This is a genomic window from Rhizobium lentis (genome assembly GCF_014200175.1).
GTDB lineage: Bacteria > Pseudomonadota > Alphaproteobacteria > Rhizobiales > Rhizobiaceae > Rhizobium > Rhizobium mulingense.
In genome coordinates this window covers 20,634-32,756 of sequence record NZ_JACHBD010000020.1, presented here as the reverse complement: position 1 = coordinate 32,756, position 12,123 = coordinate 20,634, and the positions used below count along the sequence as shown (strand labels likewise).

Here is a 12,123-nt window from a genome sequence, read left to right as displayed (position 1 = left end):
AGTCCTACGTGGTCCTATATGAACATTTTATCGCAAACACCCTTGGTGCCGAAAGATCGACAGCGACTCTGGTTCGCCGCGCTAATAGCGCTTCCCGGGTTGTACCTGTTGGTATTCCTCATTCTGCCATTCTTCGGATTGGTGAGAATCAGCCTTTACCCAGGTGAACGGTCGATCGGAGCCGAAGGTTTCAGCCCGATGCAGTTCCGATTGCTTCTATCTGATAGCACCTTCTTTTCGGTCCTCATTGAAACGTTAGGTTTGGGGGTTGCTGTATCCGCTATTTGCGCAGTTCTCGGTTTCCCAGTCGGATACTCGCTGGCTAGGCTTCCTGCAAAGAAGCGCCGCTGGCGGTTGATCGCAGTTGTTCTGCCTATGACGCTTAGCTTGGTAGTTGTAGTCTTCGGTTGGCTGGTAGTCCTCGGCCGGTCCGGCTTGATAAACGACATACTTTTGGCCGTTGGGATTGTGGAATCGCCAGTCCGAATGGTGTTCAATCATGCTTCGGTGATTTTCGTCTTAGTCCAACAGTTCCTACCGTTCATGATTCTGTCGGTAATGGGAGTCGTGTCGCAAATCGATACGGTCCTTGAGGAGGCGTCCGCAAATCTTGGGGCCAATCGGCTTACAACCTTTAGAAGGGTCATAATTCCGATTGCCGCCCCTGGGATCACATCGGGGATGTTGTTGGTATTCATCCTGACGATTTCGGCATTTATCACGCCCAGACTTGTTGGTGGCAACCGCGTACAGATGATTGGCGCAATGATCTACGAGCAGATTATGGTGCTCTTGAACTGGCCCTTGGGTGCGGCCATGTCGATCATCCTACTTGTGATGACCATCCTTCTACTGACGTCCATTAGGGGAGCCAATATAATCATGAGGAATGTCGGACGATGATGAGCCAGTTTGACCTCTCCGACAAGGTGTTACGCTATGGCGGTCTCGCTGTGCGAGGATTTGTTTATTCAATGATGCTTACACCTGCGGTGATTGTCATTGGAGCATCTTTCAATTCAGGCGAACTATTAAAGTTCCCGCCCCAGGGCTTCTCCTTTCGCTGGTACGCGCAGGTGTGGCAAAACCAACAATTTATGGTCGCCCTATGGACTAGCGTTTACTTGGCGACGTTTGCGACGGTCGTCTCGCTTCTGCTTGGCTTCGCCAGTGCCTTCGTGCTGGATCGTTTCAAGTTCCCCTTGAGCTCGATGTTCTCCTCCCTGCTCCTCTCTCCGATCATAATTCCGATGGTCGTACTGGGTCTGGCGCTTCTTCAATTGTTTTCGTGGCTCGGCCTCAGTCAATCATTTACCGGCCTACTCCTAAGTCATGTTTTGATTATGCTGCCCTACGTCGTGCGCACATTGTCTACCGGCATAGGCTTGATCAACAAAACGCTGGAAGAGGCCGCATTGAACCTCGGCGCGTCACCGCTGCGAACGACAATGCGCGTGTCACTTCCACTGCTCATGCCGAGTCTCGTCGCCGCCGCAGTGTTCGCCTTCGTCACCTCATTCGGGAACGTCACGCTGTCGGTGTTTTTGGCAAGTACTTCAACGATTACCCTTCCAGTGCAGATCTTCGCATTTGTTGAGAGCAGCTACGACCCAACAGTAGCCGCTGTCTCCAGTGTCGTTATCGCAGTTACTCTTGGAGTAATCCTGATGATTGAAAAGCTTGTTGGCGTCAGCCAGGTTATTGGCCGCTGAAGGAAAGATTACATGACCCAATCTGTCGTTTCGCTCCGGAACATTCGGAAAACCTATGGCGACTATGTCGCCGTCGAGAATTTTTCTCTGGAGATGCATCACGGCGAGATCGTTTGTCTGCTGGGGCCGTCCGGATGCGGGAAGACGACAACGCTTCGAATGGTCGCGGGATTCGTTGAGCCGACTGGCGGGGCGGTTCTTATTTCCGGCAACGACGTTACCGTTGCTCCGCCTTACCGACGAGATACGGGTATGGTATTCCAAAGCTACGGTTTGTTTCCGCATATGACTGTGGAGCAGAACATTGCGTTCGGTCTGGACAACCGGAAAATGGAAAAGGCGGCAAAGCGCCGGCGCGTCGACGAGATGCTCAATTTGACCGAGCTGGAAGCCATGCGGCGGCGTTATCCGAAGGAACTATCAGGAGGCCAGCAGCAGCGGGTGGCGCTCGCCCGTGCACTCGCTGTTCGGCCGGCGGTGTTGCTTTTGGATGAACCCTTTTCCAATCTGGACGCACAACTACGATTACGCTTGCGCGAGGAAATGCATTCGCTCATCAAGCGGGTAAACATCACGACTCTCTTTGTCACCCATGACCAAGAAGAGGCGCTGGCTATCGCGGATAAAATTGTTGTCATGAGTAAAGGGGCCGTTGAGCAGACCGGTACGCCTTCAGAGATATACGACGCACCGAAGACAAGATTCGTGGCCGAATTCATCGGCGCCTGCAACGTGGTTCCAGCTAGGACTGATTCAAGCGGCCAGTTGGTCTTGGATGCCGAACTAAAACTGCCCTTCGACGCGCCTGTTGGCGACGCCGTAGCGATGATCAGGCCCGAAGCAATTAAACTGGCGACCGGACTGGATAAGGAGCCGGTTTTCAAAGCGACCGTGGTGAGCAGCAGCTATCTTGGGTACTCTTACCGAACCGTAATTAGGATCGGTTCCCTCAATCTCCTAATGGATGGTCGCTTCCCAAGCGAAATCAGTCCTGCACCGGGCGCGTCGCTTTCGGTCACCATCGATCCTCGTCGAGTGAAAATCCTGCGTCCAAGTGAAAAGCAATAGCCACACACGACATGCCGCCCACGGCGGTCGCTTCAGTTTGAGCGTGAGACTAACGAATTCCGACCACACAGCGCGATCGGCAAAGGTGCCGATATCGCTGCTGAATGGCTCTTCGGCACACAGAGCCATAACCCCGGAAAATTCCAGTTCCGGTTGGGCAGCGCGTCAATAACCGCCGGAGCGATCTCAAAACTGGATAAACCTTGGGGACAAGGGACAAGGTCAGGATAATTCGGTCCTTTATGTCCGGATCCCGGCATTGCTGCAGAGCCTTGAGTAGGCTCTTGGTATCGGCAGCCTCGCAGCGCCTGAAAGGTCACAGCGCCGTCGAAATTCTCTCCCTACTAGATGGCCACGCAATCCAACGACGGCAATGATCCCCACTAGGAGGAGAGGCCGCGCTCGACGTCACCAGCACGAACGCGGATCGTCGCGCTTTATGGCTGGGGAGATATTTCAATTTCAACCCTCAGTACGACAGGCAGTTTATGACACGTTCATTCGCACCCAATCCAACTGAGACCCAGAATTTACAAGTCGAACGTGCCCAAAGGCCGGTTCAACCCTCCCCGACGGGATGATAGCAGACACCCCGGGTACGGCCTTAATTCAGGCCATCACTGGTTAGACCGCCCGGAATCGAGTGTCCGAGTAGGCTGCAGCAGTGACACGCATTGCCTCACAAAAAGTCTCACACATTTTCCAGTAATCCGGTCGGTTGGGCTGTGCGTCCTCGAGCCAAGCAGAACTAATCGCGATTACCACTTTCTCTCGCGGGTAGATATAAATTGCTTGCCCTGCATGCCCTCTGGCAGCGAAGCCATGCTTATAAAGCCACCAGAAATAGCCGTAACCGGAACCCTCGGAGGAAGAGACCAATTTACTAGTAGCTTGTTCAAGCCAGGCGGGCGGGAGAATTTGCTCTCCTCCAGCTGCGCCACCTTCCAATACAAAGAGGCCGACACGTGCCTGATCGCGAAGTCGCATTGATATTCCAGATCCGCCCCGTTCATGTCCGGCAGCGTCGACTATCCAGTACGCTTCGGATTCCATGCCGAAGAGCTGCCAGAGCCTGTCCGACAAATACTCCGAAAGCGACTTACGAACTGCGTTTGACACAACAATTCCCGCAAGATCGGTATCAGCGGAAGAGTAGACGAATTGGTTGCCGGGCGTGTTTACTCTTGGAAGCCGGGACATGAAGGATACGGTAGGGTTCACTTCATTGACGTAAGGTTCTTTCCACTGCCTGCTGCCAAGACCGTTCGGGTCGACGTAATCTTCATCCCATTTCACGCCTGAAGTCATTGTTGCGAGCTGATGGATCGTGACATCGTCGTAAGCACTTCCCTTAAGCTCTGGAACATAATCTGTGACGAGATCGCCCATGCTACGAATAGAACCGTCATGAACCGCAGCGCCTAACAAGATGGCAGTTACCGACTTAGAGACGGACTGCACATCCCACCTATCTTCTGCTGTTCTCCCTAAGCCGTAACGCTCCAACAGTATGTTGCCGTCCTTTAAGACTATCACGCCCGACGCTCGTGTGGCTGCCATGTAGTCATCGACACTCAGGTCCTTACCTTCAAAGTGCCACTTCGGCGAGATTTGTTGGACCGCGAGAGAAAAGCGACGAACTTGACCTCCGCGACCGACTACCCGGACCGGTTCGATGCGCGCCCTTTCTCGGTAGCCGACAATCTGTTGCTCAGGTGTCCAATGATACGCGATACCTCTTGGCGGGAGCGCAAGCCCGCCGCGTTGAGACCTATACTGTTCATCCATTGGTCTATCCTCACTAGTTCGTGGCAAACTCGCCCTTCTTTGCCGCCATCCTGGGGTACACTTACCGCCGATTTCCCGCGAAATTTGTCGAATTTTCACGGACTTACTCAAAGGACGCCTAGATTTTGCGTGGAAACGGCGTCGGGACGCTGTTTAAATTGACGGAGCTGCATTGTTCATCTGCACAGCAACTCGGCCGGTGCGCGATACTAGCTGGTTGGGTTCCTCACGAACGACTCTTGCGTAGGATCATAACTATGAAAGTCCTTTGCATATGGCACGCTACGGACTCCGAGCTGCGTCAAGTTCGGAATTCCCTTCCACAAGCGGCAGAGGTGGTAGCCGCGAGAGGAGAGTATTTTTCTCGTTTTGAGGCCACTTATTCAGACTTGGCCTCCCACGCGATCGATGCCGAAGTTTTCATTGGGTTTGCGCTGCCGAAGGGCATTCTGGAGATTGCCGAGAAGCTTAAGTTTTTCTGCTGGCTTCACTCCGGCTGTGATGATCTTGATCATATCGGAGCGCTCTCGCATTTTAGACAGAGAGGCATCAAGCTCGCAAACATACGAGGCGCGAATGCAGTTGCGGTCGCAGAGCAAGCACTCATGTTCGCTCTCGCGCTAGCCAAGAAGACCGTCTTTAAACACCAGGTAGCCCAAGAGGGCAGACGATTGTCCCCTTGTACGCCGACGAGTATCGCTCGGCTGTGCTCTCCGGCCGAACTATTGGAATTATCGGCGTCGGAAGTATCGGAGGCCGCATAGCGAGGCATGCTAAAGGCTTCGACATGACGGTTCTGGGCGTGCGACGCAACAAGCATCAGCCAGTTGAACATGTCGACCGCATGTATGGGATCGATGAGTTACACTCGGTTCTTGCAAAATGCGACTACGTTGTTCTGGCAGCACCTAGCACGAGCGAGACTACGCAGTTCTTCGGTCGGCCGGAAATGGAGGCTATGAAGAGAACTGCCTTTCTGATCAACGTTTCTCGCGGCAGTCTAGTGCAAGAGCAAGCACTTCACGAAGCGCTTACTTCTGGCCTCCTGCGCGGATATGGTGCGGACGTATGGCATCGATACGAGTACGGTCGAACATTCCCCATGGGCTTCCTGCCCAGATTAGAAGTTCACAAGCATCCCAACGTGATTTGCTCGAACGACCAAGCGGCAAACGCAGACGACGTCCTGGAGCGAAACATTCACTGGGGCACACAGAGCGTTTGCGACTTTCTGGAAGGCAGGCCGATTTCCCGTGAAGTCGATTTAGGACTTGGCTATTGATTCAGGCGTGCGAAAGTTGAGAAAGCCTTCCCCTTTCAGAATGATCCATCATCACCGTGACTAGTGGACCATTGACGCAGAAATCATCCTAGCCAACTTGACGGACCTTGCATCCATCCTTACGGCCGAGCGGGCAAGCCGCTGGCGGAGAGCCAAGCCGAAATCCGCTATGCCGCTTCCTTCGTGGAGTGGTTTGCGGAAGAGGCAAAGCGGGTTTATGGTGATGTCATACTGCACCCCGCGCACAGTCTCGCATCATGGTGCTCTAGCAACCAATCGGTGTCGTCGCCGCCATTACCCCATGGAATTTTCCAGCGGCCATGATTACCCGAAAATCAGCTCCGGCCTTGGCTGCCGGCTGTTCAGTCGTGCTGAAGCCTTCGGAGTTCACACCGTTTTCGGCCTTAGCTTTGGCTGAACTCGCTGCGCGCGCCGGCATACCTGACGGCGTCTTAAACGTGGTGACAGGGGATGCGAACGCCATTGGTGCGGAGATGACGTCCAACCCGTTGGTTCGGATGATCACCTTCACCGGCTCGACGCGCGTGGGCAAACTTCTCATGGAGCAGTCTGCAAACACCGTGAAAATTGGGGGCAATGCCCCTCTGATTGCAGCTGCGATTCAACCTCTTCCAGTTCCGTGAAGGCACCGGCGCCGACCGTTGCGTCCTTGACTGCATCAACGCACTGAACAACGGCGCCGACCTGCTGTGGATTGAGACCGAAAAGCCCCATGTCGAGCAGATCGCGAGCATGATGGATCGCATCCGCGAGGAAATCCCGAACGCCAAGCTGGTCTACAACAACTCACTCTCGTTCAATTAAACCCTGAACTTCCGGCAGCAGGTCTTCGATGCCTGGGAAAAGGAAGGCAAGGACGTCTCCGGGTTCGATCGTTCGAAGCTGATGAGCGGGCCGTATGATGACAGCGATTTGGCGCGCGAAGCCGATGAAAAGATCAGGACATTCCAGCGGGATTCGTCCAAGCGCGCCGGCATCTTCCATCATCTGATCACGTTGCCGACCTATCACACCGCAGCGCTCTCGACTGACAATCTCGCCAGCGAATATTTCGGCGAGCAGGGCATGCTCGGATACGTCGCCAATGTCCAGCGCAAGGAAATCCGCCAGGGCATCGCCTGCGTAAAACACCAAAATATGGCAGGCTCCGACATGGGCGACGACCACAAGGAGTATTTCGCGGGCGAAGCTGCTCTCAAGGCCGGTGGCGCTCACAACACCATGAACCAGTTCGCCGCCTGATTGGTGCATCAACGAAGCAAGGGGCGGCGTCATACGCTCCTTGCCTGACGGAGGAAAAAGACTGTCGAAAAAAATCGAAGAAAAAACTATCCAGCCCGAGCGGTCGCGTGCGGTTTTCTCGCAGCAGGATTTTGAGCTCATTCGGGTCGCGATTGCTCACTATCTGCAAGAGCTGAAGGACAAGCCAGAGGCCGTCAAGTATTCGAACCTGTACCACCGGCTCGGGCGTATTTCGTAGAGCTTCAAACGGCAAAGTCTTGGGTAGACCGCGCCGAGATAACGACGGGCGGTAGATCTATGCTCGACCGCCTGCCTTCCAGCACTGATTAGGGTCCTGGCGACGGTTCGCTTGGTTGTTGCGGATTTTAGGGAGAAACATGCTTGAAAAAAACGCCCTTGTCGCGGTCGACGGTCAGAGCGCCGAACTACAGCTTCGATCGGGAACGATCGGGCCTGATGTCGTCGATATCGGTTCGCTCTACAAGCAGACGCGGATGTTCACCTACGACCCCGGCTTCACGTCAACGGCCTCGTGCGAATCGAGCATAACCTACATCGACGGCGACGAAGGCGTCCTGCTGACCGGGGCTATCTGATCGAGCAGCTCGCCGAACACGGCGACTTCCTCGAAGTCTGCTACCTGCTTCTTTACGGTGAATTGCCCACGGCCGCGCAGAAGAAGGACTTCGACTATCGCGTCACGCACCACACCATGGTGCACGAACAGATGTCACGCTTCTTCACCGGCTTCCGCCGCGACGCCCATCCCATGGCCGTCATGTGCGGTTGCGTCGGCGCTCTGTCGGCCTTCTATCATGACTCCACCGACATCACCGATCCGCATCAGCGAATGGTCGCCAGCCTGCGCATGATCGCCAAAATGCCGACGCTTGCCGCCATGGCCTACAAATACCATATCGGGCAGCCCTTCGTTTACCCGCAGAACGATCTCGACTACGCGTCGAACTTCCTGCGCATGTGCTTTGCCGTTCCTTGTGAAGAATACGTCGTCAATCCGGTGCTGGCCCGCGCCATGGACCGCATCTTCATCCTGCATGCCGACCATGAGCAGAACGCATCGACTTCGACGGTTCGCCTCGCCTGCTCGTCGGGCGCAAATCCGTTCGCCTGTATCGCTGCTGGTATCCCCTGCCTCTGGGGGCCAGCGCATGGTGGCGCCAACGAAGCAGCTCTGAACATGCACTCGATTCCAACACCTCAACGCGCTTTTCATCGTTGGTGTTGAGATAGGCAGTCATTGCATGCGGCAGCGGGATCTCCCGCCGCGGGCTCAGCATTCGCTCCAGGCCCAAGGCATAAAGCATCCCCTGCATGCAGGTCGACTTACCTTTGGTGTTGTCCGCCCACAAGACCGTCAAGCCCGCAGAGAATGTAACATCCGCGCCGTATACGCCGTCTGATGTTACCGCCCGAAGTCGCAACCGCTGGAAGCGTAGTGTCATAGGAGGTCCTCCAGGCGCCAGACTCTTTTCATAAGCGCATCCGTCATTTTCGGAGCTACATCGCGCAGAAACGACACTTCCTCTTTGAGTGTGTCGTCACTCTTGACGATGGCTGCAGCCATTTTCTCGCCGGTGTCTGTCAACGCGACGGACGTGCCTTTTTCGATCTTCACGAGCTTCAAAGCATGTGCCAACGCAACGGCTCGGTTGAGGGACGGCTCTATTCGAACAGAAACCTCAGTCGGCTTATACTCACCTGATAGAAGCCCACGAACTTCCTCTCTGCCCTCGGGCAAGCGGACGGCGTGAGCCATAAACTGGAGCTTCTGGAAGTTCGACTTATTCGCCCGACTGTAGAAGAGTGCCAGCACCAGCACAGCCATGCCCCAAGACATGCGGAGGTCACCTGGCATAGGATCGGGACGCGCCGTATAGGTGAACGCCCCGCCGAGAATGGCGTGCCGAAGGATAGACTCACTGGACATTGGGAAAATCCAGCGGGCACCGCATGATCCATTCACATATTGAGCCGTACGCGATCTGCTCAGCGTTCTCCGTCGACAGACTCGGAGCCGCCGCCTGCATCGCCGCAATCAGGGCATCCAGTTCCGCATGCAATATTTCCCCGGCTGATCCACCGGGCTGCGGACCAGCGAATTTCAATCGCCTCGCTCGGCTTCTCACCGCAGACATGACTTTCTCGTGAAGATCTGGCGAGCCAGAGCGGAGAGCGTCGAGCAACGCGTTGCCCTGAAGGAAAGACCTCACCGCTTCGCCCACGACATCGTCAAGCTTGTCGGGTGGTGCCCGCTTTTTGAGCTTCCCGGCGGCATTCGCCAGTAGATCGGAAGAACCTGCCGCCCATGTGGCGAGTTCGGATTGTGAGGGCGCAGGAATAGAGAGAGTTACTTTGGAGAGAGCCGACATGCCCAGTGCGACTGCGTCGGTCGGGAAGTTGCTGGGGTCTTGAATGATCACCTCGACTGTCGGGTCGAACGCTGAAAAACCAGTGTCGCGCAGGTCTTTCGTTTTCTTAGCGCAATGAAGGTTCACGTCCTTGCTGTCATGAAGGGGCGCCATAAGCACCCAGTGTCGAATGGGCGCCCCGTGGAACAGCTTGCCGATTTCGACGTGGTTCTTGATTAGCTTGGTGAGATCCGTCGTGATCTTCTTCTTTTGCCGTTCCGCCCTGACCGCAATATCGATCGGTTCCTCAACCGCATAGCATTGGTAGGCAACGGCATCCTTGGTGCAATAGTAGTCGATGCCATAGTCGCCCTGGTGGGCAGCCGGAATCTTCTGCACGTGCAGTGGTCCGTGCCGCCCATGAAGTAGTGTTTGAGCAAACAGCTCCCAATCGTCTGGATTCCAGACCTGCACTGCACTCAGCATTGTTGACGCCCCCCGATACTGTCACCTTAGCGTCAACGCGTCATAATTCAACGAAGTTGAAGCTGAAACCCGCAACGCGCAGGACTTCAACCACAGCTGTCTCGTGGACAATCGCACAAAGCCCTCATGTGCAGCGGCGTATCAAAGATCGGGCGAGCTTCCGGAGAGATAACGATCGTTGCTCACGCTGAGAAATGCTCGCTGACCAATTTTTACGTAAAATTTTTGGTCAGCTTGCTACTGACCAATTTTTGTATATATTCTCCGGTCAGAAAGGTCATTGAGCAAATGCCAGACCCTACGTCGGACACTCAAGATCGCATTCTTGACCGGATCGCACGGGCAGCGCCGTCGGGCGTATGGTCGCGCGCGGATTTCCTGGATATCGCAACGCCAAACGCTGTCGAGAAGGCACTGCAGCGTTTGTCGAACAGAGGCGAGATCCGCCGCCCATATCGCGGGCTCTACGACAAGCCCGGAACCAGCACATTGACCGGAAAGCTGGTGTTTCCACCACGGTCCTCTTTCATCGATGCCATAGCAAGGCGGGACAAGCTTCGCGTGTTGGTCGACGGCATGACGGCTGCCAATGATCTCGGCCTGACGACGGCTGTTCCGGCACGGTCAACGATCTACGCCGATACGTATCCTCGAACGATAGAAATCGAGGCGAACGCCGGTGATCCCCAAGCTTCCCGGCCGGTCTTTTATACATTGGACTTCAAGCGTATCTCGGCAAAGACGGCATTTTGGGCCGGACGGCCCGCCATGCGCGTGATTCAGGCCTTAGCTTGGTTTCGCGATGACCCATCCGCTCTCGATGCCGCCGTGAATGGCACCGCGAGGTTCTTGGCGGAAAGGCCCAATCGGGACGAAATAGAACGAGATTTGCGCGAGAACATCAATACCGTTCCGGCTTGGATGTACCCATATGTGGACGCGATATCCCGGCGACTTAGCCCTAATGACGATACCGCCCGCGAGCACCCTGGTTCGCGAGGGAAAGGACATAATGCTGCAGGGATTCACTGAGATTCTTCGCTCGACCCCCGACGATCGGCGCGCACTGTATTCAACGGTTGCAGCAGAGCTGAAAACGCGTGCCGAGAATGTCGAAAAGGACCTCTATGTCTGTTGGGTCCTCGACTTCCTCTTCAACCGGCGGCCTGGTGACCCGATCGGGCTTTACTTCAAGGGCGGCACGAGCCTCAGCAAAGCCTATGGTCTCATCAAGCGGTTTTCTGAAGACATCGATATCGGGCTTTATAAAGCGGACCTGAAGGCACCCCTGGAGGCCGAGATCGCGGCACTTCCATCGGTGAACCAGCAGCAGAAGGCTCTAGTCGAACGCGTGGATGATGCCGCACGCCAGTACATCTCCGGCCCACTTCTGGATCTGCTGAAAAACGAGATCGCCGACGTCGAGAAAGCAGCCGATATCAGCAGGCATTTTTCGGTTGGCTTCGGCTTCGATCCTTACCGAAACCGGGAGGCGCTCGACATCCTCGTCGTCTCCTACCAGAGCGTGTTCGCGGCCGGCGATGACTATGTCCAAGCGGCCGTCAGGATCGAGGGCGGCGCTCGCCCCGATCCCGTCCCGGCCGAGCCACGGGATATCAGTCCCTATGTCGCGACGGAGCTGCCATCGACCATTGATCTCCTCGTGCGCGGCGTTACGACGGTCAAGCCCGAGCGAACCTTCTGGGAGAAGGTGCTCATCCTCCATGCGATGACTGAGATGACGGAGAAGCGGCAGGCGGACGGCAATCCGGAACGCCCCGTGCCTGATCTCAATCGGTACTCACGTCATTATTACGACGTCCACCAGATCTGGACGCACCCCGACTATGGCGAGGCCACGGCATCGATGCGGGATCTCGCCGAAGCATGTCGTCAGCATAAGGAACTGATGTTTCGCGCGCCGGATCACCGCTACGACCGAGCGGTACCCGGCAGCTACCGACTTGTACCGACCGAGGCCATGCGAGGCAAACTTGCCGCCGACTACGAGCGTATGTCGGCCATGATCTTCGGCACGCCGCCATCGTTTGCCGAGGTCCTAGCTAGTATAGACGCTCTTGAGCGATATCTGAATGCGACGGTCGCAAAGCGGGCGTAGGCCGCGTTGAGGCCCGACGATATGGGGGTGACGAGT

General features: G+C 55.6%; 10 protein-coding genes and 3 pseudogenes. 9 read left to right on the top strand and 4 right to left on the bottom strand.

The genetic code is table 11. From position 1 onward, the window contains the following. Nucleotides 1-18: 18 nt before the first annotated feature. Genes GGI60_RS29455 through GGI60_RS29445 form a run of 3 tightly spaced genes read left to right on the top strand, consistent with a single transcriptional unit; the run spans nucleotide 19 to nucleotide 2,780 of the window. On the top strand, nucleotides 19-903 hold the full coding sequence (locus GGI60_RS29455; RefSeq protein ID WP_183919912.1) for an ABC transporter permease: 885 nt from the start codon (nucleotides 19-21) through the stop codon (nucleotides 901-903). Further along, on the top strand, nucleotides 900-1,712 hold the full coding sequence (locus GGI60_RS29450) for an ABC transporter permease (protein ID WP_183919910.1): 813 nt from the start codon (nucleotides 900-902) through the stop codon (nucleotides 1,710-1,712). The genes GGI60_RS29455 and GGI60_RS29450 overlap by 4 nt, the downstream gene beginning before the upstream one ends. Nucleotides 1,713-1,724: 12 nt before the next feature. Continuing rightward, on the top strand, nucleotides 1,725-2,780 hold the full coding sequence (locus tag GGI60_RS29445) for an ABC transporter ATP-binding protein (protein ID WP_183919908.1): 1,056 nt from the start codon (nucleotides 1,725-1,727) through the stop codon (nucleotides 2,778-2,780). 624 nt (nucleotides 2,781-3,404) lie between these two features. On the opposite strand, the gene GGI60_RS29440 is transcribed toward GGI60_RS29445, so the two are convergent. Both GGI60_RS29440 and GGI60_RS32555 read right to left on the bottom strand, forming a co-directional pair. Further along, nucleotides 3,405-4,568, bottom strand: coding sequence for a serine hydrolase domain-containing protein (locus GGI60_RS29440; protein WP_183919906.1), 1,164 nt, complete (start codon nucleotides 4,566-4,568; stop codon nucleotides 3,405-3,407). Between the two features lie 383 nt (nucleotides 4,569-4,951). Next, entirely contained in the window at nucleotides 4,952-5,083 is a 132-nt protein-coding gene (locus GGI60_RS32555) for a hypothetical protein (protein WP_281414075.1), read from the bottom strand. A gap of 164 nt (nucleotides 5,084-5,247) precedes the next feature. Here GGI60_RS32555 and GGI60_RS32300 point away from each other — a divergent pair, with 164 nt between their 5' ends. The 4 genes and pseudogenes from GGI60_RS32300 to gltA form a co-directional block, all read left to right on the top strand. Beyond that, complete coding sequence (locus tag GGI60_RS32300) at nucleotides 5,248-5,850, top strand: NAD(P)-dependent oxidoreductase (protein WP_246720524.1); 603 nt, start codon at nucleotides 5,248-5,250, stop codon at nucleotides 5,848-5,850. Between the two features lie 79 nt (nucleotides 5,851-5,929). Beyond that, nucleotides 5,930-6,461, top strand: a pseudogene (locus GGI60_RS29430) (aldehyde dehydrogenase family protein); the annotation flags it as partial. A gap of 1 nt (nucleotide 6,462) precedes the next feature. Next, nucleotides 6,463-7,113, top strand: a pseudogene (locus GGI60_RS29425) (isocitrate lyase); the annotation flags it as partial. A gap of 377 nt (nucleotides 7,114-7,490) precedes the next feature. Next, a pseudogene (gene gltA / locus GGI60_RS29420) lies at nucleotides 7,491-8,314 on the top strand (citrate synthase); the annotation flags it as partial. 258 nt (nucleotides 8,315-8,572) lie between these two features. Here gltA and GGI60_RS29415 read toward each other — a convergent pair. Further along, on the bottom strand, nucleotides 8,573-9,061 hold the full coding sequence (locus GGI60_RS29415; protein WP_246720523.1) for a hypothetical protein: 489 nt from the start codon (nucleotides 9,059-9,061) through the stop codon (nucleotides 8,573-8,575). Continuing rightward, entirely contained in the window at nucleotides 9,051-9,968 is a 918-nt protein-coding gene (locus GGI60_RS29410) for a hypothetical protein (protein WP_183919904.1), read from the bottom strand. Before GGI60_RS29410 ends, GGI60_RS29415 begins: the two co-directional genes overlap by 11 nt. Nucleotides 9,969-10,256: 288 nt before the next feature. Here GGI60_RS29410 and GGI60_RS29405 point away from each other — a divergent pair, with 288 nt between their 5' ends. Both GGI60_RS29405 and GGI60_RS29400 read left to right on the top strand, forming a co-directional pair. Next, the gene (locus tag GGI60_RS29405) at nucleotides 10,257-11,000 is read left to right on the top strand and encodes a DUF6088 family protein (protein WP_183919950.1); all 744 of its coding nucleotides are present in this window, start codon (nucleotides 10,257-10,259) and stop codon (nucleotides 10,998-11,000) included. Then, the gene (locus tag GGI60_RS29400) at nucleotides 10,981-12,087 is read left to right on the top strand and encodes a nucleotidyl transferase AbiEii/AbiGii toxin family protein (RefSeq protein WP_183919902.1); all 1,107 of its coding nucleotides are present in this window, start codon (nucleotides 10,981-10,983) and stop codon (nucleotides 12,085-12,087) included. Before GGI60_RS29405 ends, GGI60_RS29400 begins: the two co-directional genes overlap by 20 nt. Nucleotides 12,088-12,123: the final 36 nt, after the last annotated feature.

Excerpts from the sequence above, each read along its gene's own strand:
- GGI60_RS29455 (WP_183919912.1), top strand. The coding sequence starts at position 19 with ATGAACATTTTATCGCAAACACCCTTGGTGCCGAAAGATCGACAGCGA.
- GGI60_RS29450 (WP_183919910.1), top strand. The coding sequence starts at position 900 with ATGATGAGCCAGTTTGACCTCTCCGACAAGGTGTTACGCTATGGCGGT.
- GGI60_RS29445 (WP_183919908.1), top strand. The coding sequence starts at position 1,725 with ATGACCCAATCTGTCGTTTCGCTCCGGAACATTCGGAAAACCTATGGC.
- GGI60_RS29440 (WP_183919906.1), bottom strand. The coding sequence starts at position 4,568 with ATGGATGAACAGTATAGGTCTCAACGCGGCGGGCTTGCGCTCCCGCCA.
- GGI60_RS32555 (WP_281414075.1), bottom strand. The coding sequence starts at position 5,083 with ATGATCAAGATCATCACAGCCGGAGTGAAGCCAGCAGAAAAACTTAAG.
- GGI60_RS29415 (WP_246720523.1), bottom strand. The coding sequence starts at position 9,061 with ATGTCCAGTGAGTCTATCCTTCGGCACGCCATTCTCGGCGGGGCGTTC.
- GGI60_RS29410 (WP_183919904.1), bottom strand. The coding sequence starts at position 9,968 with ATGCTGAGTGCAGTGCAGGTCTGGAATCCAGACGATTGGGAGCTGTTT.
- GGI60_RS29405 (WP_183919950.1), top strand. The coding sequence starts at position 10,257 with ATGCCAGACCCTACGTCGGACACTCAAGATCGCATTCTTGACCGGATC.
- GGI60_RS29400 (WP_183919902.1), top strand. The coding sequence starts at position 10,981 with ATGCTGCAGGGATTCACTGAGATTCTTCGCTCGACCCCCGACGATCGG.